This is a genomic window from Acidovorax sp. 99 (assembly GCF_003096455.1).
GTDB lineage: Bacteria > Pseudomonadota > Gammaproteobacteria > Burkholderiales > Burkholderiaceae_C > Acidovorax > Acidovorax delafieldii.
The window spans coordinates 3218221-3242960 of the sequence record NZ_QEKU01000001.1 but is presented as its reverse complement, the minus strand read 5'-3'; the positions used below and the strand labels follow the sequence as shown (position 1 = coordinate 3242960).

Here is a 24740-nt window from a genome sequence, read left to right as displayed (position 1 = left end):
CTTGGGGTGTTTTGGGCCGCTAGCGCTAGTTCAATATGCGCCGGCAGCTATATTTTTGATAGTGAATACTTTCACCGGCCGAGGTACACCTCGATCACGCGCTCGTCGGCCTGTACCTGGTCGAGCGTGCCTTCGGCCAGCACCGAGCCATCGCACAGCACCGTCACCTTCTCTGAGATGGTGCGGATGAAGCCCATGTCGTGCTCCACCACCATGAGCGAGTGTTTTCCCTTGAGCGTGAGGAACAGCTCCGCAGTGCGGGCGGTTTCTTCATCCGTCATGCCCGCCACCGGCTCATCCAGCAGCAGCAGCTTGGGGTCCTGCATGAGCAGCATGCCAATCTCCAGCCACTGCTTTTGCCCGTGGCTGAGGTTGCCCGACTGGCGCGTGACGCTGTCGGCCAGGTGAATGGTGTGCAGGACCTCGGCCAGGCGGTCCGACTGTGCGGAGTCGAGCTTGAAGAACATGCTGGACTTCACGCCCTTGTGGGTCTTGAGCGCCAGCTCCAGGTTCTCGAACACGGTGAGCTGCTCGAACACCGTGGGCTTCTGGAACTTGCGGCCGATACCCAGGCTCGCAATCTCGGGCTCGTTGTGGCGCAACAGGTCGATGGTGGAGCCAAAGAACACCGTGCCTTTGTCGGGCCGGGTCTTGCCGGTGATGATGTCCATCATCGTCGTCTTGCCCGCACCATTGGGGCCGATGATGCAGCGCAGCTCGCCGGGTGCGATGTCCAGGCTCAGGCCGTTGATGGCCTTGAAGCCGTCAAAGCTGACATGCACGTCTTCCAGGTACAGGATGCGGCCGTGGGTCACGTCCACTTCGCCCGGCGTGGCAATGCGCGAGAAGCCTGCAGCGCGGCCACCCGACTCGGTCTGGCCCAGTGCGACGGGCGCCAGCGTCTTCTGCAGCCGCCGCGCGCCTTCTTCCATCAGATCGGGCGTCATTGCGCGGCTCCCTTCGTTGTTGTCATTTTTGCCTTGAGCTTCTTGACCAGCCCCACCACACCGTCGGGCAGGAACAGCGTGACCGCAATGAACAGCGCGCCCAGAAAGTACAACCAGAACTCCGGCGCCGTCACCGTGAGCCAGCTCTTGGCACCGTTGACGATGAACGCCCCCACGATGGGTCCGATGAGTGTGGCGCGCCCGCCCACGGCCGCCCATACGGCGATCTCGATGGAGTTGGCGGCGCTCATCTCGCCGGGGTTGATGATGCCGACCTGGGGCACATACAACGCCCCCGCCACGCCGCACATCATGGCGCTGATGGTCCAGATGGTGAGCTTGTAGGGAAGCGGCGAATAGCCCGAGAACATGACGCGGCTCTCGGCATCGCGCACGGCCTGCAGCACGCGGCCAAACTTGCTGCGCACCAGCCAGCGCGCCAGCAGGAAGAAGCCCAGCAGCGACAACCCCGTCAGCACGAATAGCGTCATGCGCATGTTCTGCGTGGCAATGGGCGTGCCCAGGATGCGCTTGAAGTCGGTAAAGCCGTTGTTGCCGCCAAAGCCGGTTTCGTTGCGGAAGAACAGCAGCATGGCCGCATACGTCATGGCCTGGGTGATGATGGAGAAGTACACACCCTTGATGCGCGAGCGGAAGGCGAAGTAGCCGAACACAAACGCGATCACGCCCGGCACGGCCACGATGAGGATCAGCGTGGCGATGAAGCTGTCGGACAGCGCCCAGTGCCAGGGCAGCTCCTTCCAGTCCAGGAACACCATGAAGTCCGGCAGGTCGCTCTTGTAGTTGCCGTCGCGGCCGATCTGGCGCATGAGGTACATGCCCATCACGTAGCCACCCAGGGCAAAGAACAGGCCGTGACCCAGGCTCAGGATGCCGGTGTAGCCCCAGATCAGGTCCATGGCCAGCGCGCAGATGGCGTAGCACATGATCTTGCCGAGCAGCGCTACGGCGTAGTCCGACAGGTGGAACATGCTGCCCGCAGGCACCCACAGGTTGAGCACGGGGGCGACGGCGCACACCACGATGAGCGCCACGATGAAGGCCGACCAGCCGCCGCGCGTGAGCAGCGGCGCGGGTGCGGGCAGTTGGATGGGAGTAGGAGATGGAGTCGTCATGATGGTTGTCGCGTGGCTACTCAATCTGCCGTGCGGCCCTTGACCGCGAAGATGCCTTGGGGCCGCTTCTGGATGAAGATGATGATGAACACCAGCACCGCAATCTTGGCCAGCACGGCGCCCGCCCAGCCTTCAAGGAATTTGTTGAGGATGCCCAGGCCCAGCGCGGCATACACAGTGCCCGCCAGCTGGCCCACGCCGCCCAGCACCACCACCATGAAGGCATCGACGATGTAGCTCTGGCCCAAGTCGGGCCCCACGTTGCCCACCTGGCTCAGCGCGCAGCCAGCGAGGCCGGCAATGCCCGAGCCCAGCGCAAACGCCATGGTGTCAATGCGCGCGGTGTTCACACCCATGCACGATGCAATGGGGCGGTTTTGTGTGACGCCGCGCACGAACAGGCCGAGGCGCGTGCGGCCAATCAGGTAGCCCATGCCCAGCAGCACGGCGATGGCAAAGCCGATGATGACGAGGCGGTTGTAGGGCAGCGTGAGGTTGGAGAGCACCTGCACGCCACCGCTCATCCACGCGGGGTTTTCCACACCCACGTTCTGCGCGCCAAAAATCGTGCGCACCAGTTGCATCAGCACCAGGCTGATGCCCCAGGTGGCCAGCAGCGTCTCCAGGGGGCGGCCGTACAGAAAGCGCAGCACGCCGCGCTCCAGCACCGCGCCCACGGCGGCCGAGGCGCCAAAGGCCAGGGGCAGCGCAGCGACCAGGTACCAGTCGAACGCACCCGGAAAATACTTCTGGAAGATGCCCTGCACCACATAGGTGGCGTAGGCGCCGATCATCATCAGCTCGCCGTGGGCCATGTTGATCACGCCCATCAGGCCGTAGGTAATGGCCAGGCCCAAGGCGACGAGCAGCAGGATGGAGCCCAGGCTGATGCCCGAGAACGCAGCGCCCAGGCGTTCGCCCCAGGCGAGCTGGCCTTCCATGGCGCGCAGTGCGGCCTGCAGTGCGGCCTTGACCTTGGCGTCTTCTTCGACGGTGACGCGTTCGTTGAGCAGCAGCCGCGTATCAGGTGTGGCGCTGAGCGACAGTGCCTGGGCGGCCGCGATGCGTTGTGCGGGGTCGTCGCTGCCCAGCAGCGTGGCGGCACGCGCAAGCTCCAGCTGGGTCTTGATCTTGTCGTTGGTCTCCTGCGCCAATGCCTTGTCGAGCAGGGGCAGACGGCCTGCATCCGGTTCCTTGCTCAGTGCCTTGGCGGCGGCCATGCGCTGGGTTTCGTCCTTGCCAAACAGCGCCAGGCCCGCCAGGGCCGTGTCGATCTCGCCGCGCATGCGGTTGTTGTTGATGATGTCTTCGGCATCGGCGGGCACAGGGACCTCGCCGCCAGTGACAGGGTCGATGCCCTTGTCATCGCGCACGATCAGCGCCTTGCCATCGGCCACCTTCACCGCGTCGTCGGCCAGCGCCTGCAAGAAGGCAGCGGTGCGTTCGCTGGGCTCCACCACGGCCTGCTGCACGGCGGCCACACGGTCGTCGGTGTCACCAGCGGCCATGGCCAGGGCCTGCTCGGCGGTGAGTGCTTGTGCCTGCGCAGTTGCGTAGAGCAAGAGGCAGACAATGAGGCGAGATAAGAAAGAGAAATTCATGGGGGGCCAGTCGGTCAATATGCAAAGGCCCATGCAGAGGGCAGGGCCTAGACCAGGGCCCCCGCGCAAGGGCCGCCCCGCCGCGCTGGGGGCGTCCCCCTCCCACGCGCAGCGTGAGAGAGGGGGAAGCGGCGTAGCCGCTCAGGGGGAGATCACTTCTTCTCAGGTTCGTCTTTTTTCTTGTCGTTGCCTTCGATGTAAGGAGACCATGGCTTGGCCTTGACGGGGCCGGGCGTCTTCCACACCACGTTGAACTGGCCGTCGGCCTTGATCTCGCCGATGAACACGCTCTTGTGCAGGTGGTGGTTCTTCTCGTCCATCTTGGAGACGATGCCCGACGGTGCCTTGAAGGTCTGGCCGGCCATGGCGGCAATCACCTTGTCCACATCGGTGCTCTTGGCCTTTTCAACCGCCTGCTTCCACATGTTGATGCCGATGTAGGTGGCTTCCATCGGGTCGTTGGTGAGCGGCTTGTCCTTGTGGCCGGCAATGCCCTTGGCCTTGGCGTAGTCGCTCCACTTCTTGATGAACTCGGTGTTGGCCGGGCTCTTGATGGACTGGAAGTAGTTCCAGGCGGCCAGGTGCCCCACCAGCGGCTTGGTGTCCACACCACGCAGCTCTTCCTCGCCCACCGAGAAGGCGACCACGGGCACGTCCTTGGCCTTCAGGCCCGCGTTGCCCAGTTCCTTGTAGAAGGGCACGTTGGAGTCACCGTTGATGGTGGAGACCACGGCCGTCTTGCCGCCCTGGCTGAACTTCTTGATGTCGGCCACGATGGTCTGGTAGTCAGAGTGGCCGAAGGGGGTGTACTTCTCGTCGATGTCGCTGTCCTTCACGCCCTTGCTCTTGAGGTAGGCGCGCAGGATCTTGTTGGTGGTGCGGGGGTAGACGTAGTCGGTGCCCAGCAGTACCCAGCGCTTGGCGCTGCCGCCGTCCTTGCTCATCAGGTAGTCCACCGCAGGGATGGCCTGCTGGTTGGGCGCGGCGCCGGTGTAGAACACGTTCTTGGACAGCTCTTCACCTTCGTATTGCACGGGGTAGAACAGCAGGCCGTTCATTTCTTCCACGACCGGCAACACCGACTTGCGCGACACCGAGGTCCAGCAGCCGAAGATGACCGAGACCTTGTCCTGGCCCAGCAGCTGCTTGGTCTTTTCGGCGAACAGGGGCCAGTTGGAGGCTGGGTCCACCACCACGGGTTCGAGCTTCTTGCCCAGCACGCCGCCCTTGGCGTTGATCTCGTCGATCGCCATGAGCACGGTGTCTTTCAGCACGGTCTCAGAGATGGCCATGGTGCCCGACAGGCTGTGCAGGATGCCGACCTTGATCGTGTCCTGGGCGTGGGCTGGCAGCGCAGACAGGCCAGCGAGCGTAGCGACGGCCGCGAGGGCCTTGAGGGAATAACGACGTTGCATGTGTGCTTCTCCGGTGGTGGTTTCAATCAGGAAATCAATCAAACCGCTTCGCCCGGTGGGCCCCGATGTGGAGCCCCTGTGGATCGGGCGATGGAATGGATTCTGGAGAGCGGGGCCGGTTGGCGAAATACGCCGGGTGGCGTACACGCCCCGCTGCGAGCCCGCATCACACGGGGGCCGTTGCGAGGCGACTCACCACCCCTGATGCACGCCTCAGGCGCACAAGGGCAAGGATGGCATTCACTATGAAAACAATAGCTGTTACGGCATATATCACTAGCGCTACCAGCCCATTTCATGCAAAAACCTTGGCCTGCAAAGGTTGTGGGGCCTCCGTAGAATCCAAGGGTTTTCCCTAGTCTTGCGCGCCTGACCCCATCGGCCCCGGTGCTGCCCTTTAGTCCCTCTGCGCTCCATGAACCTCCCCCTGCTGGCCCTGGCCATTGCCGCTTTTGGCATTGGCACCACCGAATTCGTGATCCTGGGGCTGCTGCCCGAAGTGGCAGGTGACCTGTCCGTCTCCATCCCCGCCGCCGGCATGCTGGTGTCGGCCTACGCACTGGGCGTGGCTGTGGGTGGACCGCTGCTGGCGGTGGCCACCGCGCGCTGGCCGCGCAAGACCACGCTGACCTGGCTGATGGTGCTGTTCATCGTGGGCAATGTGGGTTGCGCGCTGGCCCCCAGCTATGCGTGGCTGATGGTGGCGCGCGTGGTCACCTCGTTCTGCCACGCCGCGTTTTTTGGCATTGGCGCCGTGGTGGCCGCCAGCGTGGTGGAGCCCCACAAGCGCGCCCAGGCCATGGCGCTGATGTTCACCGGGCTCACGCTCGCCAACGTGCTGGGCGTGCCGCTGGGCACGCTGCTGGGCCAGCACCTGGGCTGGCGCTCCACCTTCTGGGCGGTGGTGGTGATCGGGGTGCTGGCCGTGGCCGCCGTGGTGCGCTGGGTGCCGCACCTGCGCCACCAGATCAGCGGCAGCGCGCTGGGCGAGTTCCGCGTGCTGCGCATTCGCCAGGTGTGGCTGGCGCTGGCGGTGAGCGTGCTCGCATCCACCAGCATGTTCACGCTGTTCACCTACATCACGCCCATCCTGCGCGACGTGACCGGTGTGTCGCCCCAGAACGTGAGCGGCGTGCTGCTGCTGTGCGGCGTGGGCCTGACCATTGGCAACCTGCTGGGCGGCCGCCTGGCAGACTGGAAGCTGCTGCCCTCGCTGATGGGCATCTTTGCCGTGCTGGCGGGGGTGCTGGCAGCGTTTTCGTTCACCAGCGTGTGGCTGTGGCCTGCCGTCATCACCGTGGTGGTGTGGGGCATGGTGTCGTTCGCGGCGGGCACGCCGCTGCAGGCGCGGGTGGTGTCGCAGGCGGGCGATGCGCCCAGTCTGGCGTCCACGCTCAACATCGGCGCATTCAACCTCGGCAATGCCATTGGTGCCTGGCTGGGGGGCGCAGTCATCACGGCCGGGTGGTCGCTGCAGGCCATTCCGCTGGTGGCGGCCGCCGTCACGCTGAGTGCGCTGGCGCTCACAGCCTACATTGCCTGGCTGGACCGGCAGCCCACACACAAGGCTCCGGCGCTGGCCGACTGCAAGGCGGCCTAAGCCGTTTCGGCGCGCTCGAACGCCACATAACCGTCTTCGATGGCAGGCAGGATCTGCAGCACCTCGAAATACGGCACGGTGAGCAGGGGGGAATCGCGCAGCCGCTCCATGAAGTCGTAGTGCTTGAGCGGGTCATCGGTTTCCACCAGCATCAGGTCGCTGCAGGGCGCTGCGAAGGCCTCGGCATCGAAGTGGCGCAGGCGCAGGGCTCCCTGGTAGCGGGGCAGCAGGGCATGCAGGTGCGCCTCACCCAACTCACGCCTTTGCTCACGGGGCAAACGCAGCCACGCGGGCAGTGCACGCAGGTGGATGAAGAAGGCATAACGGGTGGCCATGGGGTGATCTCCTGGGGTCGACGAGAAGACAGGTGTTGAGCCAGCAGGCTTGGATCAAGCAGTGCGCAGCAGGCGGGCCAGCAGCCCGGGTGCCCAGCGCTGCAAGTGCCAGGCCGCGCGTGCCTTGCCGATGCGGATGTCGGTGTGCCCCGCCATCAGGCCGCGGACCAGTGCCTGTGCAGCGACATCGGAAGGGATCTTGCCGCGCCCTCGGCCCCAGGTCATGGGCGTGTCCACCAGCGGCATCACAGCGTGAACCACCCGCACTGGGCTGCCTTGCATCTGCACCCGCAGCGCCTGGGTGAACAGGTCCAGCCCGGCCTTGGTGGCGCTGTAAACCGCCGCCGTGGGCTTGGGGCAAGAGCCCAGCACCGACCCGACATTGACCACCCATGCGCGCTGCTGGGCCTGCAAATGGGGCAGCAACGCACGCGTCAGCGCCATCGGCGCCAGCAGGTTGATCTCGACCTCCGCGCGCATGTCCTGTGCCCTGTAGCCGGCATCGTCTACCCGCAGGTCGTGCTGGATGCCTGCGTTGTTCACCAGCGCGCCAATATCGGGATAGCGCAGCAGCCACTGCGCCGCCAGGCCGTCCATCTCTTCGATGCGGGACAGGTCGGCCACCCAGGGCTCGATCAGTCCATGGGCATCTGCCAGCGCCTGCAGCGGCTCGGGCTGCCGTGCCACGGCCAGCACCGGTACGCCGCACCGTGCCAGCTCCAGGGCCAGCGCCCGGCCAATGCCCGAGCTCGCGCCAGTGACGATGGTGCGTGGCAAGGGGCCTGCGGGCGCGGCCCGGCGTGCGGTGGTGGGGGTGCGAGCGTGTGACATGGGCCGCACTCTAGGCATGGCGCCGTCCGTCGTCATCAACCCAGGTTAATTGGCGAACGAAGGAGGCTCTCACCCCCAGGCGCGGCGGACACTTCGCCACGCTGCCACGCGGCATACTGCACGCCATGGCCCCCATCCAGCACCCCGCCTTCTGGTCGCTCCTCACACAGGCGGCGGGCACGCAGGCCCTGCCCGACTGGGCCACGGCAGAGCGCGCCATCACCACGCACGCGGTACAGGCAGGCGGCACGGTCTTTCTGCAGGGGGTACAGCACCCGTATGTTTACGCGGTTCAAGCAGGCTTGTTCAAGCTGAGCTACCTGCAGGATGACGGCACGGAATGGATCAAGTCGTTTGCCGAAGAAGGACGCTTTTTTGCCAGCGTGTCCGCCCTGCAGCCGGGCGGCCGCACGGCCTTCATGGTGACGGCCATCGAGCCCGCCACCCTGGAGCGCATCGACCACGGCGTGCTGCTCGCGCTGGCCGAACGCCACCTGCCCTGGGCAAAGGCGCTGTACCAGCTGACCCTGGTGTACGCCGCGCGCAAGGAGGCGCGTGAGCGCGAACTGCTCACCCTCACCCCCGAGGGCCGCTACCGTGCCTTCCTGGCATCACACCCCAACCTGGCGCTGCGCATCCCGCAAAAAGACCTGGCCCGCCACCTGGGATTGACGCCCGTCGGGCTCAACCGCATTGCCATGCGCGTGCGGCGCAGCGTCACATAGCCGACATTCGCCAGCAGCGCAGCGCTGCGCAGTGGCGCTAGGATGGCCCCCTGCCCTTGCCACGCGGTGATTGCCATCGAAGGCGCCGGCGTGCACTTTCTCAACCGCTCAGGACAACCCATGGTGAAACGACGCACAGTGCTTCTCGGTGGCGCCGCAACAGCCGGCGCGCTGGTCATCGGCTGGGGCGTGGTGCCCCCGCGCCAGCGGCTGCACACCGCGCAGCCCCTGCCCCAGGGCACAGGCCAGGTGGCGCTGAATGGCTGGCTCAAGGTAGCAGCCGACAACACGGTGACGGTGATGATGGCCAAGTCCGAAATGGGCCAGGGCGCGCACACCGGGCTGGCCGCCATCCTGGCGGAAGAGCTGGACGCCGACTGGGCCCAGGTGCGGCTGGAGATGGCGCCCATCGACGACATCTACAACAACCTGGCCACGGTGGTGGACGGCCTGCCGTTCCACCCCGACAACGACGGCTCCATCAAGGCCGTGGCGGGCTGGCTGACCGCCAAGACCATGCGCGAAGTGGGCGTGATGATGACGGGCGGCTCCAGCAGCATCAAGGACCTGTGGCGCCCGATGCGCGAGGCCGGTGCCCACGCCCGCGCCATGCTCATCAACGCAGCGGCCGTGCAATGGAAGGTGCAGGCCGCCGAATGCAAGGCCAACGCCGGCGTGGTGGAACATGCGGCAGGCCAGCGCGCCACGTTTGGCGAGCTGGCCGCACTGGCGGCGCAGCAGCCGCCTCCAGGCAAGGTGCCCCTCAAGGCGCCTGCTGAATTCAAGCTGATCGGCAAGCCGCTCACCCGCATCGAGGCGCCCTCCAAGCTCGATGGCAGTGCGGTGTTTGGCATCGATGCCCACCCGCCCGGCCTGCTGTACGCCAGCGTGGTGATGTGCCCCACGCGGGGCGGCAAAGTGGCCCGGTTCGATGGCGCAGCCGCGCAAAAAATGCCCGGGGTGAAGCAGGTGCTGGCCGTCGCGCCGTACCACGGCGGCACTGGCGGCGTGGCCGTGATTGCCGACACGCCCTGGCACGCCAAAAAGGCCGCCGCCGCAGTCACCGTGCAGTGGGACCACGGCCCCGCCGCCACGCTGTCGAGCGCCGCTGTCATGACGCAGCTGACCCAGGCGCTGGACCAGGCCCAGGGCTTTGGCTACCACAGCGTGGGCGATGTGGACCAGGCCCTGCAAGGCGCTGCAACCACCCTCACTGCCGACTACCGCGCGCCTTACCTGGCCCACGCCACCCTGGAGCCCATCAACTGCACCGTGCAGTTCAAGGATGGCGCGGCCAGCGTGTGGACATCCACCCAGGTACCGGGCCTGGCGCGCATGGCCACCGCCAAGGCCCTGGGCATCGACGACACCAAGGTGACCGTGCACCAGCTGCTGCTGGGCGGTGGCTTTGGCCGGCGGCTGGAAGTGGACTATGTGGCCCAGGCCGCCGCCATTGCCAAGGCCGCAGGCGGCGCGCCGGTGCAGACACTGTGGTCCCGCGAGCAGGACCTGCAGCACGACTTCTACCGCCCCGCCTGCGTGGCTCGGTTCAAGGCCGGGCTGGACGCACAGGGCCAGCTGGCGGCCTGGCACAACGTGTCGGCCGGTCAGGCCATCGTGCCGCAGGTGCTGGCCCGCACCTTTGGCCTGCCGGGCGCCGGGCCGGACAAGACTGCGTCCGAAGGCGCGTTCGACCAGCCCTACGAGTGGCCCCACGCACGCATTGCCCACGAGATCATCGACCTGCCGCTGCCCGTGGGCTTCTGGCGCTCGGTGGGGCATTCGCACCAGGCGTTCTTCAAAGAGAGTTTTGTGGACGAAGCAGCCCACGCCGCCAAGAAGGACCCGGTGGCGTTCCGCGCCGCGCTGCTGCAAAAACACCCGCGCCACATGAAGGTGCTGCAAAAGGCGGCCGAGTTGGCGGGCTGGGGCCAGCCCTTGCCGCCCGATGCGTCGGGCGTGCAACGGGCGCGCGGCGTGGCGCTGCACCAGTCGTTCGGCTCCATCGTCGCGCAGGTGGCCGAGGTGTCGGTGGGTGCCGACAAGGCCATCCGCGTGCACCGCGTGGTGTGCGTGATCGACTGCGGTGCGGCCATCAACCCCAACCTCATTGCCCAGCAGATGGAAAGCGCCGTGGTCTATGGCCTCACCGCTGCGCTGTGGGGCGAAGTGACGATCAAGGATGGCCAGGTGCAGCAGAGCAACCTGCACGACTACCCCCTGCTGCGCATGGCCGACTGCCCCTGCGTGGAGACCCACATCATCGCCAGCGCCGAGCCCCCCGAGGGCGTGGGCGAGCCCGGCGTGCCGCCCATTGCACCCGCCGTGGCCAATGCCTTGTTTGCCCTCACCGGCCAGCGCCTGCGCGCGCTGCCACTCAAGCTCAGCTGACCCGACGCACCGGAGCCCCCATGACCACGACCCTGAACATCAACGGCCAACCCGTCGCTGTCAATGCCGAACCCGACACGCCCCTGCTGTGGGTGCTGCGCGGCGAGCTGCAGATGAACGGCACCAAGTTTGGCTGCGGCATGGCGCTTTGTGGCGCCTGCACGGTGCACCTGAACGGCGAGCCGGTGCGCGCCTGCATCACGCCCCTGTCGGCCGTGGGCAGCGCCCAGGTCACCACCATCGAGGGCCTGCAGGGCCCCGAAGCCTCTGCACTGCGCACCGCATGGACCGCAGTGGATGTGGCGCAGTGCGGCTACTGCCAGAGCGGGCAGCTGATGTCGGCCTGTGCCCTGCTGAAGAAAACGCCGCAGCCTACCGATGCCGACATCGACTCCGCCATGTCGGGCAATGCCTGTCGCTGCGGCACCTACCCGCGCATCCGGGCGGCGATCCACCAGGCTGCGCGCGGGCCTCAGGGCTGAGAGATCCCCCCTCCCAGGTCGAGCGAAACCTGCTCGACCACGCCCCCTTTTTCGGGTGGCATGTCGGCGCAGTACACGGCATTGCGCCCTGTGCCCTTGGCTTGGTAGAGGGCCTGGTCGGCACGGTTCACCAGCTCTTCAAAATTCATCCCCGAGCCCTTGTACAGGGTGGCTACGCCAATGCTCACGGTGACGGCCACCTCCTGCCCTTCGTCGCCCACGCACACCAGCAAGGACTCGACCTCGCGGCGCAGCGACTCTGCCACTTGCAACGCGCTCGCGCTGTCGGTCTCGGGCAGCACGATGACAAACTCCTCGCCCCCAAACCGCGCGACGATGTCCACACCGCTGCGCTTGTGCCCAGCACACACCTGGGCCACGGCACAGATCACGCGGTCGCCCGCCAGGTGGCCGTACAGGTCGTTGACGGTCTTGAACAGGTCGATGTCTGCCACCAGCACGGACATCGGGTGCCCAAAACGCTCCGTGCGCTTGTATTCCTTGGCACCCAGCTCCATCAGCGTGCGGCGGTTGGACAGGCCCGTGAGCGAGTCGTTGGCGGCCAGCCGCTCCAGCGTGGCGTTGAGCTGCTGCAGCAGGCGGTTCTGCTCGGTGAGCTGCTGGTTGATCTGGGCGATCTCGGTCTCGCGGCACTTGCGGTCGTGGATGTTGAACGTGACGCCGATCAAGCGCTTGCCGGGCGTCTCGCTGTGGCCGTCCATGATGCGGCCATAGTTGGCAAACCAGATCCACTCGCCACTCTTGGAGCGCAGCCGGAACTCACACCGGTACTGCGGCGTGACGCCCGTCAGGTGGTCGGCCACGGCCTTGCGCACGGTGTCGATGTCGTCGGGGTGGAACAGGCCGTAGATGTCCTGCACGCCCGAGACGATTTCATCCTCGGAGAACCCCAGCTCTTCAAACGTCTTGGTCGCCTTGCGCGTGACGTTGCCGGTGATGAGGTCGTTCTCCCACAGGTCGAGCCCGGCGGCCTCCAGGGCCAGCTCCAGCCGCTCCTTGTTCAGGTCCGCCTCACCCATGGCCATGACCACCTTTTTTCACAGCGTTCCGTTTCTCTCGTGCGTCGGTGCGGGCTGCAGGGTTCAGCCGGGCGGCATGCCACCCGCGTAACCGATATTGCGCAGCAGCGCGGCAAACGATGCCACGACGCCGGGGGTGTTGTAGAGCTGGGGTGCTGTCTGCACCGCAATCACGCTCACCTGGTTGCCGGTGCTGCGGCCCGTTGTGGCATCGAAATACTGGGCCAGGTCGTCGCTGGCGTTGGAGAACCCACGAACCGTGCTCTCGGAGTAGTAGCAGATCGAGTCGGGTGCAATGATGTCGGGGGTGGTGCTGGCCGCCGAATACATGATCAGGTTCTCGTTGAGGTTGTAGAGGTAATGTGTCTCGGTGCTCTGGGCCGGGTCGGGTGCATTGTCCAGCCGGATGATGCCCGAGTCCAGCGACGCGCTGGACGTGGACTGGCTGACCGAGGTGATGAAAAAGTTGGTGACCACGGCGCGCGCGGCACGGCCGGTGAGGTTCTGGATGCCCGCCGCCACGGCCTGGGTGCTGAGCGGCGTGACCGCCTGCAAGAGCTGCAGGCCCAGCTGGCGTGCCTGCTCCAGCGTGCCCGGAATGTAGCTGCCCGACAACGCGAACTGGTTGCCTGCGTTGGAGGGCCACATCGCAATGCCCGAGTACCCGCCAAAACCGCCCACCACCCCGCCCGCCAGCGACTCGATGCCCGACGCTGTGCCGGAGCCCAGCACCGCGTACTCCGCCGCAACCAACGTGGACGCATCGCTGGCCAGCACGGCGGGACTGGGCGCTGGCCCGGAAGGGGCGGTGAAGGTGGTCTGGGGCAGTTCAGGCACGGCACGGCCCGCGCCATCGCCGTTCACCACCCAGATGCTGCCGCCCGACATGGCCGCGCCAATCAACGGCACCAGCGAATTGATGGGCCCGATCTCCACCGGGATGAAGGCGCCTGGCTGCATGCCGGTGTACGCCTGCATCACGGCCACGGTGTTGCTGATGGAGTTCTGCACCGCCGTGAGGGTGAGGTTGTCGGCCGCGTCGGGCGAACCCATGATGGCCAGCACACAGGCATTGGTGGCGCCGTCGTAGACCTGCACCTGCACCGTGCCCGTGTAGCCTTGGTCTGCCAGCTGCTGCACGATGGCGCAGGCGTCTTGGTAACTGCCACCACCGCCGCTGGCCAGCACGGCCGCCCCGGTGGCGATCGCCTGGAAATCGGTCAGGCCATAGAAATAGACATTGCCCATCGGGCCCCCCTCTCTTATTTGGATGAAAAGCACGATATCCGAGCCCCGTCGAAAGTCAATGACCGGGATACCACGGGGGGATCGGCACCACGGCAGGGCCTGCACTCTGGTTTACGGCGGCATCATCGCCTATGCTGTGCACCAAGTTGTTTTCCGCTACCCCCACCATGAGCACCCCCGAAAAATCCCCCGTTTACGGCACCGAAGACCTTTTGATCAGCCTTTGCAACTCCGTCACCCGCGTACTGGGCGTGGCTACACACAGCCAGATCCACTACTCCGGCATGGTGCAGCGCATCAGCAAGACCTGCCTGAAACCCGACATTGGCTGCTTTGTGCTGTTTGACGGCGGCTTCTCGGGGCTGGTGATCATCAATTTCTCAGGCCAGGCGGCGATGGAGCTGTACGCCAACTACCTGCTGAACATGGGCATGTCCAAGGATGACCTGGTCAGTTCGTACACCTCCGACGAGGTCAGCAACGTGATGGGCGAGCTGATGAACCAGGTGGTGGGCGACTTCACCGGCAAGGTGCGCCGCGAGCTGCAGACCCACATCACACAAAACCAGCCCAAGATGCTGGTGCTGAACAAGCAGGTGCAGCTGTCGGTGGACGCCAACCTCGACAAGCCCGAGGCCCGGCGCGTGACCTTCTACACCAGCAACAACAACATCTTCTACCTGGAACTCGCCATCGACCGCACCGAGTTCATCAAGCTCTACGACTTTGAAGCCCAGGAAGCTCCCGACCCGGACGCGCTGATGGCCCAGTCGCAAGAAGCGCCGCCCGTGCCCGCCCCACCGCCCGCCGGCCAGGACGACACGGATGCGCTGCTCAAGTCCCTGGGCATGTAGCAACACTACAAAAAAGATAGCTAGCAGCGCATGAAACACTAGCGCTTGCAGCCACTTTTTCTCAAATATGCGCCCGAAGTGCCTGCGGCGCTCCTCCGGCCAGCCCAGCGGGCCCGTCCTACACCCGCCGTCACGATGCACTGACCGCTCTGCCGGGTCACGGGTCTAAGCTGAAAAGCACCTGTTGATCGGAAAGGAGCCCTCATGCCACGTGCCGCCTGGAGCGCCAAACGCGAGCGCCAGTACGAACACATCAAGGACAGCCTGCTGGAACGCGGTGAGAGCGAAAGCACCGCCGAAGAGATTGCCGCGCGCACAGTGAACAAGGAGCGCGCGCAACATGGCGAAGCCCGCACGGCCAACCCCAAGACCCTGAAAGCCACGCCCGCGCCGGTGCGCGGCGGGAAAAACTCGCATCGCGGCCCCCAGGGCCGTACCCGCGAGCAGCTGTATGAAGACGCCAAACGCGCGAACATCCGGGGCCGGTCCCGGATGAACAAGCAGCAGCTGGAGCAGGCCCTGGCGCGCTGACCCGGGCGCGCACCTGGCGCCCCCTCACTGCCAGCCGTAGCGCCGCACGTACCAGCGCTTCATCACGGTCGTCAGCAGCACGTAGCCCGCCAGAATGCCCACCAGCCACGGAAAGTAAGCCAGCGGCAGCGCCTGCAGCTTGAAGTGACCGGCCAGCGGCCCCATGGGGATGAAGATGCCCACCGCCATGATGAGCACCGTGGCCGTGAGCAGCGGCACCGAGGCCACGCTCTGCACGAACGGCAGCTTGGGGGTGCGGATCATGTGCACGATCAGCGTCTGCGTGAGCAGCCCCACCACAAACCAGCCCGACTGGAACAGGGTCTGTGCGCCCTCGTTGTTGGCACCAAACACGTGCCACATGACGGCGAAGGTGGTGATGTCGAACACCGAGCTGATGGGCCCGAAGAACACCATGAAGCGGCCGATGTCGCCAGGGTTCCACTTCAGCGGGTTGCGGATGAGCTCCTCGTCCACGTTGTCGAACGGGATGGCGATCTGCGACAGGTCATACAGCAGGTTCTGCACCAAGAGGTGCAGCGGCAGCATGGGCAAAAAAGGCAGGAACGCACTGGCAACCAGCACCGAGAACACGTTGCCGAAGTTGGAGCTGGCCGTCATGCGGATGTACTTGAGCATGTTGCTGAAGGTCTTGCGGCCCTCCATCACGCCCTCTTCCAGCACCATCAGGCTTTTCTCCAGCAGGATGATGTCGGCCGCCTCCTTGGCAATGTCCACCGCGCTGTCCACGCTGATGCCGATGTCGGCCGCACGCAGCGCCGGGGCGTCGTTGATGCCGTCGCCCATGAAGCCCACCACATGGCCGCCCGCGCGCAGCGCGCGCACCAGCCGCTCCTTGTGCAGTGGCGAGAGCTTGGCAAACACGTTGTGGGTGTCGGCTGCGCGCGCCAAGGTGGCGTCGTCCATGGCGTCCACGTCCTTGCCCAGCAACACGCCCTGCACCGCCAGGCCCACCTCGCGGCAGACCTTGAGCGTCACCAGCTCGTTGTCGCCGGTCAGCACCTTCACGGCCACACCGTGCGCGGCCAGCGCCTTGAGCGCAGGGGCGGTGGATTCCTTCGGTGGGTCCAGAAACGCCACGTAGCCGATCAGCGTGAGGCCCGATTCATCGGCCACGCTGTACACCGTCTGGTGGGGCGGCGTCTCCTTCATGGCCACGGCGACCACGCGCAGGCCCTCGTTGTTCAGACCGCGCGTCACCTCCAGCACCCGCGCGCGCAGGGTGGCGTCCAGCGGCAGGTCTTGCGCGCCGGAGTCTTCCACCACACGCACCTGGGTGCACACGTCCAGCATCTCCTCCACCGCGCCCTTGCAGATCAGCTCGTGGTGGTCGTTGCGCTCGCTGACGATGACCGACATGCGCCGGCGCACGAAGTCGAACGGCACCTCATCGACCTTGCGGTAGTCCTGCGCCAGGCGCAGGTCGGTCTGCAGCTCCACATGCTCCAGCACGGCGTGATCCAGCAGGTTCTTCAGGCCGCTCTGGTAGTGGCTGTTGAGGTAGGCAAAGGCCAGCACCTCGTCACTGTTGTGGCCGAACACGTCGGTGTGGCGCTCCAGAAAGATCTTGTCCTGCGTGAGCGTGCCGGTCTTGTCGGTGCACAGCACGTCCATGGCACCAAAGTTCTGGATCGCGTCCAGCCGCTTGACCACCACCTTCTTGCGCGACAGCAGCACGGCGCCCTTGGCCAGCGTGCTGGTCACGATCATAGGCAGCATCTCGGGCGTGAGGCCCACAGCCACCGACAGCGCGAACAGAAACGCCTCCAGCCAGTCGCCCTTGGTAAAACCGTTGACCACCAGGACGATGGGCACCATGACCAGCGCAAAGCGGATCAGCAGCCAGCTCACGCTGTTGACGCCTGCCTGGAACGCGGTGGGCGTGCGGTCGGTAGCCGTGACGCGCGTGGCCAGCGTGCCAAAGTAGGTGTGGTTGCCTGTGGCCACCACCAGCGCCGTGGCCGAGCCCGAGACCACGTTGGTGCCCATGAACAGCAGGTTGGTGGCGTCCAGCGCACTGGTGCCGGGCTGGCTGCGCTCGGCAAATTTTTCGACCGGCAGCGATTCGCCCGTCATGGCCGACTGGCTCACGAACAGGTCCTTGGCCGTGAGCACGCGGCAGTCCGACGGGATCATGTCGCCCGCCGACAGCACGATGTGGTCGCCCGGCACCAGCTGGTGGATGGGCAGTTCGCGCGGCGTGGCTGCGGCCTCCGCGCCGCTGCGGCGCAGCACCGTGGCGGTGTTGCTGACCAGCGACTTGAGGCGCTCGGCCGCGCGGTTGGAGCGGCCCTCCTGCACAAACCGCAGCAGCGTGGAGAGCACCACCATGGCCAGAATCACGACGGTGGCCTCGTGGTCTTCGGTGAGGTACGAGATCAGTGCCAGCACCGTGAGCAGCACGTTGAACGGGTTCTTGTAGCAGTGCCAAAGGTGCAGCCAGGCGGGCAGCGGTTTTTCGTGCTCCACCTCGTTGGGGCCGTGCTGGGCCAGGGCGGTGACGGCCTGGGCGTCACTCAGGCCTGCAGGGTCAGACTGCAGGCGCTCGATCAGTGCGGGCAGTTCATCGCTGGCGGCGCGCTGCAGCTCGCGGCTGAGCAGGTCGGGCGACGTGGCGGGGGTGGGCGCGCGGCCCAGGGTCAGCGTGTCCAGGATCAGCCGCCGCGCAAAGTGGCGCGTCACATGGCGGGTGTGCAGAAAGCGGTCGAACAGGTGGTGCAGGAAGCTCATGGCGGTCTCCCTAGCAGCAAGCGCTGACGGCGTTGCGCGTCACGGGCAGTGGTGCCGTGTGCGCAGAAATGTTGATGAAACGGAACATGGTGAGTCACTCCTTCTGGCCGGCAACGGCCAGAGGCGTGAGGCTCACGCCGTCACGCGAGCCATCGCCCCGGGCCCTGGGCCTGGTATGCAAAGTTCAATGGGGATGTGGTGTGGGGCGGCGCTTCGGAGCGCCTGCGCGGGTCTGGGTCCATGGGGCCTCCTGGGTAGTGGTTGCAATACAGGCGTGGGCCGGCTTAAAGCGGCCGCGCCCGGCGTCGCAATGCCCGCGCAGGCGGCTGGCCATGCAGGTAGCAGCGAATGCGGTGCGTGGGCCACAACGTGGTGCCGTCAAGTTCGGCCACGGCTTGCAGGCTGCCAGCGGCCCCATGGGCAGGGCCCTGTGCGCCTGAAGGCAGCGATGCAGCATGCTCGGCGCGTTCAGCGCCAGGCGCCACCGCACGCTGGAAAAGGCGGGGCAGATCCACAACAAAAAAACGCATGGCCGTTGTCCTTGGCAGGCAGGGCGGAGCACGCAGACGCAGATGGGTGCCAGGGGGCACCGTCACAGCAGGCGGGCCATGCCCCAGCCAAAGGGGCGCGGCCCGTGCAGACGGCACAGATGCAGCAAAGCGGCAAGACGGTAAAGCCACCCACACCGCCATGGCCGAAGGGGGCGCACGGGGTACAACAGGGGCTGTGAGAGACGGGGCCGGAGCTTGCACAAGGCAATCCACGGCCCGGGAGCGGGCGTCAGGAGGCCTGGCAGGCAGCAGCCGTCACGGCTTGCTGGGGTTCACTGCAACAACTGGCACTTTCCACGCTGGGGCTCCGGAAATGAAGGTGCGCGATTATTGCGCTGCAACATGACGAGGTCAATGCGTTTTTTTGGCCCCGACGGTCACCCTTCAAACTGGGGATGCAACTGCCGGATGCGGTTCATGGCCATGGCCGCTGCTGCGGTGCGTGTTTCCACCCCCAGCTTGGCAAACACACGCTCCAGGTGCTTCTTGACGGTGGCTGGGCTGGCGCCCAGGATGTCGCCGATGTCGCGGTTGATCTTTCCCTTGACCACCCAGTACAGCACCTCGGCCTCGCGCGCGGTGAGCTTGAAGGACAGGCTCATGGATTCGATGATCTTGGCATCCGACACCTCGCGCATCACGATGAGCCAGTCGCCGCCGCCGGCGCTGTCGCCAGCCTGCTGGTGCAGACGGAAGGTCAGCCTGCGGGCGCCCTGCTCCACCGCAAGGCGCGGGGGCTCGGCCAGCGAAGCGGCCAGCAGCTCGGCCGCGTTGTCGGCCAGCACATGGCGACGCAGCCAGGCCTGCACCGGCTCGGGCGCCCATTGGCCGAAGGCGGTGGGCGCGCCGTCCGGGCCCACTTCACCAAAGTAACTTTGCAGCAGCTCGCGCGCCAGCGGGGTCTGCCACACGATGCGTCCGTCCACCGCACGCACGGTGATGCTGGCGTAGCCAAACGCATCGAGCGCGTTGCGCGCCTCGCGGGCCTGGCGCGCGTCCTGCCGGGCCTTGCGGGCAGAGCCCAGGTGCACCCCCATGCGCGCCATCACCTCGCGCGGCTTGATGGGCTTGGTGACGTAGTCCACGCCGCCCGCCTCCAGCGCGGCCACCAGGTGTTCGGTCTCGGTGAGGCCGGTCATGAAGATGATGGGAATGTGTGCCGTGGCGGGCGATGCCTTCAAGCGCCGCGCCACTTCAAAGCCGTCCATGCCGGGCATCATCGCGTCCAGCAACACGATGTCGGGCAGGGCCTGCGCGGCGCGCTGCAAGGCGGCCTCGCCATGGGTGGCCACCAGCACGGTGTAGCCCGACTCATCCAGCGCGTCGTGCAGCACGGCCAGGTTGTCCGGCACGTCGTCCACGATCAGGACCACGTCGCTGTCGGTGCGGTCCAGCGCGGCACCCGGCGCGCCCGGGGCCTGGAAGGAAGGTGGGTTGGCGGTGGTCATCACGAGGGTGCCTGTTCCAGGATCTGGCCCATGGCATCGAACTGGAACTGCTTGGCCAGCTGCCGCATGGTGCCCACAAAAGCGCTGTGCGCGGGCTGGCTGCGTTCAATGTCGTCCAGGGTGTTGAGAATGCCCCGGTAGTAGCCCAAAGACACTGCCTGCGCCAAAGCCGCCAGCGCAGTGGCATCGGGGTACGTGAGGGGTGCGGGCGCCGCAGAGGCCGCCGTGGGCGCTGGCCCCGTGGAGGCCTCGGCAGCCTCGTCGAATTGCCATTGCAGGCCCAGGCGGCGCTCCAGCCAGTCCAGCAGCTCGCTGTGGCGCACGGGCTTGACGATGAAGTCTTCGGGGCTGATCTCCACGTCATTGTCCAGCGCTTTGTCGAAGGCATTGGCGGAGACGATGGCACATTGCACGTCCGGCAACCGCATCTGCCGCACACGTCGCAGCGTCTCCCAGCCGTCGATGCCCGGCATGGCCAGGTCCATGAAGATGGCGTGCGGCCGGTAGCCGGTGGCCAGCAGGTCCAGCGCATCGTGGCCGCTGGCCGCCTGGCGCAGCTCAAAGCCCAGGGGTTCCAGCAGTTGCAGCAGCAGTTCGCGGTCGGGCTCCTCGTTGTCCACCACCAGGATGCGGCGGCGCTCGCCTGCATACCCCCTGCGGGCGCGCTGGGCTTGCACCGCTACGGGCGCCGCCGCCTTGCCCAGCACATCCCCATGCACCTCGGGCAGGAACAGCTTGACGTGGAACACCGAGCCTACGCCCGGCGTGCTGCTCACCGTCAGTTCACCTCCCATGAGTGCGGTGAGCATCTTGGCAATGGTCAGGCCCAGGCCTGCGCCCGGCGCGGCCGTGGTGCTGCCGCCGCCCGAGCCGCCGCGTGCAAAGGGCTCGAAGATGCGCTCGATCTCCTCGGCCGTGAGGCCCGGCCCCGTGTCCTGCACCTCGATGCGTGCCATCTCGCGCGCATGGCGCACGCGCAGCGTGACAGTGCCGTGCGCCGTGAACTTGACGGCGTTGCCCAGCAGGTTGATGAGGATCTGGCGCAGCCGCTTGTCATCGGCACGCACCACTTCCGGAATCACGCCTTGCACATCGAAAGTGAACGCCAGGCCCTTGGCGGCAGCTTGCAGTTCGAACAGGCTGGCCATCTCGTGCAGCCCGTCCGCAAAGCGCATGGGCGCCACGTCGAGCGTGAGCTTGCCCGACTCGATGCGCGCGATGTCGAGCGTGCCTTCGATGAGCGACAACAAATGCTCGCCGCCGCGCCGGATCACATGCACCGCCTGCTTGCGGTGCGGGGGCACACCCGCGTCTTCGCCCATGAGCTGGGCATAGCCCAGGATGGAGTTGAGCGGCGTGCGGATCTCGTGGCTGATGGCGCTGATATAGCGGCTCTTGGCCTGGTTGGCCTGGTCGGCCGCGCGCTGGGCCGCTTCGGCCACCTGGCGCGCCTGCTCGGCGACGCTGCGCGCTGTCTGCAGCGCCTCGTCGGTCTGGCGGTGCAGCTCGATCTCGCGCACCAAGAGGCCGGTCTGGCGGTTGGACTCCTCCTGCGCCACCTGGCGGCTCTTGTGCGCCAGCACCAGCCACCAGGCCACGATGCCCGAAATGACGAGAAGCGCCAAGTAAGCCTTGAGCAGGCCCGAGCGCAGCGCCACTTCGGGTGCCGCCATCACCTCGGTGTCCGTGGCCGCCTGGGCGATGGTGTTGAGCTCCTGGTGGTACAGCAGGCCCATCACCGAGGCCAGCAGCGGCGCAATCACCAGCATCAGCAGCAAAAAGTGCCCCAGGCCCGTGTCCAGGTAGCGCCACATGGCGCGCGGCAGCACCCAGCGCAGGGCGGCAGACCACTGCACCGCCATGCTCGCGTGGGGCTTGCACAGGTCGCCGCAACGCGCATCCAGCGTGCAGCACAGCGAGCAGATGGCGCCCCGGTACGCGGGGCACTGCGCCATGTCGGGCGCTTCGTACTCGCGCTCGCAGATCACGCAGCGCTGCACGGTGGTGCGCCGGTAACTGCCCACCTCTGTGCCCAGCCCCCCTTCGGCATTGCGGCGCAGCGGGTCATGCAGGGGCACAGCCACCACGTCGGCCAGCGCAACGGGCTCGGACTGGCGCGCAATGTAGTAGCGCCCCCCGGTGGCCCAGGCAATGAGCGGCGCAGTGACAAAGGCCACCGCCATCGCAATGACGGCCGAGAACGCCTGCGGCAGCGGGCCGAACAGCCCCAGGTGCGCGCTGATGGACAGGATGGACGCCAGCGCCATCGAACCCACGCCCACCGGGTTGATGTCGTACAGATGCGCGCGCTTGAACTCGATGCCCTTGGGCGACAGGCCCAGCGGCTTGTTGACGACGAGGTCGGCCACCACGGACATGATCCAGGCGATGGCGATGTTGGAGTACAGCCCCAGCACCTCGCCCATGGCGCGGAACACGTTCATCTCCATCAGCATGAAGGCAATCAGCGTGTTGAACACCACCCACACCACCCGCCCCGGGTGGCTGTGCGTGAGGCGCGAGAAGAAGTTGGACCACGCCAGCGAGCCTGCGTAGGCGTTGGTCACGTTGATCTTGAGCTGCGAGACCACCACAAACAAGGCCGTGGCCGCCACCGCCCAGCCGTAGTTGGGGAACACATATTCATAGGCGGCCAGGTACATCTGGTTCGGGTCCACCGCCCGGTCGGCGGGGACCATGTGGGTGAGCGCCAGATAGGCGAGCAGCGCGCCGCCCAGCATCTTGAGCACCCCCAGCACCACCCAGCCCGGCCCGCCCACCAGCACGCCCAACCACCAGCGCCCGCGCGTGGCAGGCGTGCGGGCGGGCATGAAGCGCAGGTAGTCAGCCTGCTCCCCCATCTGGGTGATGAGTGCAATGCCCACCGTGAGCGCTGCACCAAACAAGGGCAGTTGGAACGTGGCGCCGCGCATTGATTCACCGCCGTAGTGCACAACCCCGGAAAACGCACCAGGATCGCGCACCAGCACATAGGCAAACGGCACCACCAGCATCACCAGCCACAGCGGCTGCGTCCACACCTGCAGGCGGCTGATGGCCGACACACCGTGGGTGACCAGCGGAATCACCACAATGGCGCAGATCAAGTAGCCCCAGGTGGGAGGAATGTCGAGCGCCAGCTCCAGCGCATAGGCCATGACGGCGGCTTCGAGCGCGAAGAAGATGAAGGTGAAGCTCGCGTAGATCAGCGAGGTGAGCGTGGAGCCGATGTAGCCAAAGCCCGCGCCGCGCGTGAGCAGGTCCATGTCCACCCCATAGCGCGCCGCATACACGCTGATGGGCAGCCCCGCCAGGAAGATGATGAGCCCCGTGGCCACGATAGCCCAGAAGGCATTGATGAAGCCGTACTGCACCAGCAGCGTGGCGCCCACGGCCTCCAGGATCAGGAACGACGCCGCACCAAACGCGGTGTTGGCCACCCGCCATTCGGACCATTTGCGAAAGCGCTGGGGCGTGTAGCGCAGCGCGTAGTCCTCCATGGTCTCGGTGGCCACCCAGCTGTTGTAGTCGCGCCGGACCTTCACGACCTGCTGCGGCGCCTGCGCGTCGGCATCCCGCCCCAAGGCTGCTGCCGAGGCCGCGTCGGGCGGTGCAAGGGGGGCGGTGGAAAGGGGCATGGGCAAAGGACGGCGGCAGCCCTTGCAAGTGCAGTTTCCATGCCACGATTCGCCGTCACGTCCAGCGCACCTTCGCCCTCTGGCGTATGGCGGGCACGGGGCTTGCTGCCTATGATGAATCCGCTGCCCTTCGGACCGCATGGCCATCGATGACGATTGCCCCGTGTGTCCGGCCTGGACAACCCGCCACACGAGCCCACCCCTCCTTACATTGAGCAGAACGACATGGAACTGACCCCTCGTGAGAAAGACAAGCTGCTGATCTTCACTGCTGCCCTGCTGGCCGAGCGCCGCAAGGCCCGGGGGCTGAAGCTCAACTACCCCGAGGCCGTCGCCCTGATCAGTGCCGCCGTGATGGAAGGCGCGCGCGACGGCAAGACCGTGGCGCAGCTCATGAGCGAAGGCCGCACCGTGCTGACCCGCGCGGACGTGATGGAAGGCATCCCCGAGATGATTCCGGACATCCAGGTGGAGGCCACCTTCCCCGACGGCACCAAGCTCGTCACCGTCCATCAGCCGATCGTCTGACCCCTCCCCAACACCTCCCACCTTCTCTCTGTGGAGCCCCCCATGCGCATCACACTCTCACACCGTCACACAGCCGCTCTTCTTTTCATAGCAGCCAGTGCAATCAGTTCTAGCGCCATCGCCCATACCGGCGCTGAATCCCACATCCACAACAGTTTTCTGAGCGGCTTGGCCCACCCCCTGTTCGGCCTGGACCACCTGGCCGCCATGGTGGCCGTAGGCCTGTGGAGCGCCCTGTCCGCGCGCCATGCTGGACGCGAACTGCTGTGGGGCCCCATGGGCTTTGCGGCCATGTTGCTGGCAGGCGCCGTGCTGGGCCTGCAGGGCCTGGCACTGCCTGCGGTGGAGCCGATGATTGCCGTGTCGCTGCTGGCCACGGGCCTGCTCGTCGTGTCGCGCCTGCGCGTGCCCGGCCTCATGGCCGCGCTGGGCGTGGGCGTGTTTGCCGTCTTTCATGGCGTGGCCCACGGCGTCGAGCTGGCGGGCAGCCACAGCGCCTGGCAAACCCTGGCGGGCATGCTGACGGCCACCGTGCTGCTGCATGGCGCGGGGCTGGCGGCAGGCTGGGCACTGCGCCATCGCACCGTGTGGCTCAGCCGCGCTGCAGGCGCTGGCGTGGCGCTGATGGGTGGCGCCCTGCTGGCCCAGATGGCCTGACAGGTCTGACTGGCGTCATGCATACCGACAC

The 24740-nt window shown here is 66.4% G+C and carries 20 protein-coding genes; 8 read left to right on the top strand and 12 right to left on the bottom strand.

Going from position 1 to position 24740, the window contains the following annotated elements:
* Positions 1 to 71 precede the first annotated feature (71 nt).
* The 4 genes from urtD to urtA form a co-directional block, all read right to left on the bottom strand.
* Entirely contained in the window at positions 72 to 947 is an 876-nt protein-coding gene (gene urtD, locus C8C95_RS15145; protein WP_116749111.1) for an urea ABC transporter ATP-binding protein UrtD, read from the bottom strand.
* Positions 944 to 2083, bottom strand: a complete 1140-nt coding sequence (gene urtC, locus C8C95_RS15140) for an urea ABC transporter permease subunit UrtC (RefSeq protein ID WP_116749110.1) — start codon at positions 2081 to 2083, stop codon at positions 944 to 946. Before urtC ends, urtD begins: the two co-directional genes overlap by 4 nt.
* 20 nt (positions 2084 to 2103) lie before the next feature.
* A complete protein-coding gene (gene urtB / locus C8C95_RS15135; RefSeq protein WP_116749109.1) occupies positions 2104 to 3684 on the bottom strand; it encodes an urea ABC transporter permease subunit UrtB in 1581 nt (526 codons plus the stop codon).
* A 152-nt stretch (positions 3685 to 3836) separates the two neighbouring features.
* Positions 3837 to 5099 (bottom strand): urea ABC transporter substrate-binding protein, encoded by a 1263-nt coding sequence (urtA, locus tag C8C95_RS15130; protein WP_056641426.1) that lies wholly within the window; start codon positions 5097 to 5099, stop codon positions 3837 to 3839.
* 415 nt (positions 5100 to 5514) lie between these two features.
* Between urtA and C8C95_RS15125 the strand changes: the two genes are divergently transcribed.
* Entirely contained in the window at positions 5515 to 6699 is a 1185-nt protein-coding gene (locus C8C95_RS15125) for an MFS transporter (protein WP_056060622.1), read from the top strand.
* Here the strand turns inward: C8C95_RS15125 and C8C95_RS15120 are convergent.
* Together C8C95_RS15120 and C8C95_RS15115 are read right to left on the bottom strand one after the other, a co-directional pair.
* Complete coding sequence (locus tag C8C95_RS15120) at positions 6696 to 7034, bottom strand: darcynin family protein (RefSeq protein WP_056060620.1); 339 nt, start codon at positions 7032 to 7034, stop codon at positions 6696 to 6698. The genes C8C95_RS15125 and C8C95_RS15120 overlap by 4 nt on opposite strands.
* 54 nt (positions 7035 to 7088) lie before the next feature.
* Positions 7089 to 7865, bottom strand: a complete 777-nt coding sequence (locus C8C95_RS15115) for an SDR family NAD(P)-dependent oxidoreductase (protein ID WP_165836547.1) — start codon at positions 7863 to 7865, stop codon at positions 7089 to 7091.
* 125 nt (positions 7866 to 7990) lie between these two features.
* On the opposite strand from C8C95_RS15115, the gene C8C95_RS15110 reads away from it, so the two are divergent.
* The 3 genes from C8C95_RS15110 to C8C95_RS15100 all read left to right on the top strand — a co-directional run bounded on the left by C8C95_RS15110 (position 7991) and on the right by C8C95_RS15100 (position 11463).
* Positions 7991 to 8590 carry a Crp/Fnr family transcriptional regulator gene (locus C8C95_RS15110; RefSeq protein WP_116749107.1) on the top strand — a complete coding sequence of 200 codons (600 nt, stop codon included), beginning with the start codon at positions 7991 to 7993 and terminating at the stop codon, positions 8588 to 8590.
* 120 nt (positions 8591 to 8710) lie between these two features.
* Positions 8711 to 10981 carry a xanthine dehydrogenase family protein molybdopterin-binding subunit gene (locus C8C95_RS15105; RefSeq protein ID WP_116750297.1) on the top strand — a complete coding sequence of 757 codons (2271 nt, stop codon included), beginning with the start codon at positions 8711 to 8713 and terminating at the stop codon, positions 10979 to 10981.
* A gap of 20 nt (positions 10982 to 11001) precedes the next feature.
* A complete protein-coding gene (locus C8C95_RS15100) occupies positions 11002 to 11463 on the top strand; it encodes a (2Fe-2S)-binding protein (RefSeq protein ID WP_099729404.1) in 462 nt (153 codons plus the stop codon).
* On the opposite strand, the gene C8C95_RS15095 is transcribed toward C8C95_RS15100, so the two are convergent.
* Complete coding sequence (locus C8C95_RS15095; RefSeq protein ID WP_225580894.1) at positions 11454 to 12509, bottom strand: sensor domain-containing diguanylate cyclase; 1056 nt, start codon at positions 12507 to 12509, stop codon at positions 11454 to 11456. The two genes, C8C95_RS15100 and C8C95_RS15095, sit on opposite strands and share 10 nt — an antisense overlap.
* 57 nt (positions 12510 to 12566) lie before the next feature.
* Positions 12567 to 13751, bottom strand: a complete 1185-nt coding sequence (locus tag C8C95_RS15090; RefSeq protein WP_116749106.1) for a DUF917 family protein — start codon at positions 13749 to 13751, stop codon at positions 12567 to 12569.
* 167 nt (positions 13752 to 13918) lie between these two features.
* On the opposite strand from C8C95_RS15090, the gene C8C95_RS15085 reads away from it, so the two are divergent.
* Positions 13919 to 14605 carry a DUF3334 family protein gene (locus tag C8C95_RS15085; RefSeq protein WP_056062049.1) on the top strand — a complete coding sequence of 229 codons (687 nt, stop codon included), beginning with the start codon at positions 13919 to 13921 and terminating at the stop codon, positions 14603 to 14605.
* A 204-nt stretch (positions 14606 to 14809) separates the two neighbouring features.
* Positions 14810 to 15136, top strand: coding sequence for a plasmid stabilization protein (locus tag C8C95_RS15080; RefSeq protein WP_116749105.1), 327 nt, complete (start codon positions 14810 to 14812; stop codon positions 15134 to 15136).
* A gap of 24 nt (positions 15137 to 15160) precedes the next feature.
* On the opposite strand, the gene mgtA is transcribed toward C8C95_RS15080, so the two are convergent.
* From mgtA to C8C95_RS15060, 4 genes are all read right to left on the bottom strand, one after another.
* Positions 15161 to 17887 (bottom strand): magnesium-translocating P-type ATPase, encoded by a 2727-nt coding sequence (gene mgtA, locus C8C95_RS15075; protein ID WP_116749104.1) that lies wholly within the window; start codon positions 17885 to 17887, stop codon positions 15161 to 15163.
* A gap of 284 nt (positions 17888 to 18171) precedes the next feature.
* Entirely contained in the window at positions 18172 to 18417 is a 246-nt protein-coding gene (locus C8C95_RS15070) for a hypothetical protein (protein ID WP_116749103.1), read from the bottom strand.
* A 398-nt stretch (positions 18418 to 18815) separates the two neighbouring features.
* Entirely contained in the window at positions 18816 to 19886 is a 1071-nt protein-coding gene (locus C8C95_RS15065) for a response regulator (RefSeq protein ID WP_116749102.1), read from the bottom strand.
* A complete protein-coding gene (locus C8C95_RS15060; protein WP_116749101.1) occupies positions 19886 to 23524 on the bottom strand; it encodes an ATP-binding protein in 3639 nt (1212 codons plus the stop codon). Before C8C95_RS15060 ends, C8C95_RS15065 begins: the two co-directional genes overlap by 1 nt.
* A gap of 225 nt (positions 23525 to 23749) precedes the next feature.
* Between C8C95_RS15060 and C8C95_RS15055 the strand changes: the two genes are divergently transcribed.
* Complete coding sequence (locus tag C8C95_RS15055; protein ID WP_015012806.1) at positions 23750 to 24052, top strand: urease subunit gamma; 303 nt, start codon at positions 23750 to 23752, stop codon at positions 24050 to 24052.
* A 42-nt stretch (positions 24053 to 24094) separates the two neighbouring features.
* A complete protein-coding gene (locus C8C95_RS15050) occupies positions 24095 to 24709 on the top strand; it encodes a HupE/UreJ family protein (RefSeq protein ID WP_116749100.1) in 615 nt (204 codons plus the stop codon).
* Positions 24710 to 24740 lie beyond the last annotated feature (31 nt).

Bases quoted from the DNA above. Each gene is read 5' to 3' on its own strand.
- urtD (WP_116749111.1), bottom strand. From the start codon at position 947: ATGACGCCCGATCTGATGGAAGAAGGCGCGCGGCGGCTGCAGAAGACG.
- urtC (WP_116749110.1), bottom strand. From the start codon at position 2,083: ATGACGACTCCATCTCCTACTCCCATCCAACTGCCCGCACCCGCGCCG.
- urtB (WP_116749109.1), bottom strand. From the start codon at position 3,684: ATGAATTTCTCTTTCTTATCTCGCCTCATTGTCTGCCTCTTGCTCTAC.
- urtA (WP_056641426.1), bottom strand. From the start codon at position 5,099: ATGCAACGTCGTTATTCCCTCAAGGCCCTCGCGGCCGTCGCTACGCTC.
- C8C95_RS15125 (WP_056060622.1), top strand. From the start codon at position 5,515: ATGAACCTCCCCCTGCTGGCCCTGGCCATTGCCGCTTTTGGCATTGGC.
- C8C95_RS15120 (WP_056060620.1), bottom strand. From the start codon at position 7,034: ATGGCCACCCGTTATGCCTTCTTCATCCACCTGCGTGCACTGCCCGCG.
- C8C95_RS15115 (WP_165836547.1), bottom strand. From the start codon at position 7,865: ATGTCACACGCTCGCACCCCCACCACCGCACGCCGGGCCGCGCCCGCA.
- C8C95_RS15110 (WP_116749107.1), top strand. From the start codon at position 7,991: ATGGCCCCCATCCAGCACCCCGCCTTCTGGTCGCTCCTCACACAGGCG.
- C8C95_RS15105 (WP_116750297.1), top strand. From the start codon at position 8,711: ATGGTGAAACGACGCACAGTGCTTCTCGGTGGCGCCGCAACAGCCGGC.
- C8C95_RS15100 (WP_099729404.1), top strand. From the start codon at position 11,002: ATGACCACGACCCTGAACATCAACGGCCAACCCGTCGCTGTCAATGCC.
- C8C95_RS15095 (WP_225580894.1), bottom strand. From the start codon at position 12,509: ATGGCCATGGGTGAGGCGGACCTGAACAAGGAGCGGCTGGAGCTGGCC.
- C8C95_RS15090 (WP_116749106.1), bottom strand. From the start codon at position 13,751: ATGGGCAATGTCTATTTCTATGGCCTGACCGATTTCCAGGCGATCGCC.
- C8C95_RS15085 (WP_056062049.1), top strand. From the start codon at position 13,919: ATGAGCACCCCCGAAAAATCCCCCGTTTACGGCACCGAAGACCTTTTG.
- C8C95_RS15080 (WP_116749105.1), top strand. From the start codon at position 14,810: ATGCCACGTGCCGCCTGGAGCGCCAAACGCGAGCGCCAGTACGAACAC.
- mgtA (WP_116749104.1), bottom strand. From the start codon at position 17,887: ATGAGCTTCCTGCACCACCTGTTCGACCGCTTTCTGCACACCCGCCAT.
- C8C95_RS15070 (WP_116749103.1), bottom strand. From the start codon at position 18,417: ATGCGTTTTTTTGTTGTGGATCTGCCCCGCCTTTTCCAGCGTGCGGTG.
- C8C95_RS15065 (WP_116749102.1), bottom strand. From the start codon at position 19,886: ATGACCACCGCCAACCCACCTTCCTTCCAGGCCCCGGGCGCGCCGGGT.
- C8C95_RS15060 (WP_116749101.1), bottom strand. From the start codon at position 23,524: ATGCCCCTTTCCACCGCCCCCCTTGCACCGCCCGACGCGGCCTCGGCA.
- C8C95_RS15055 (WP_015012806.1), top strand. From the start codon at position 23,750: ATGGAACTGACCCCTCGTGAGAAAGACAAGCTGCTGATCTTCACTGCT.
- C8C95_RS15050 (WP_116749100.1), top strand. From the start codon at position 24,095: ATGCGCATCACACTCTCACACCGTCACACAGCCGCTCTTCTTTTCATA.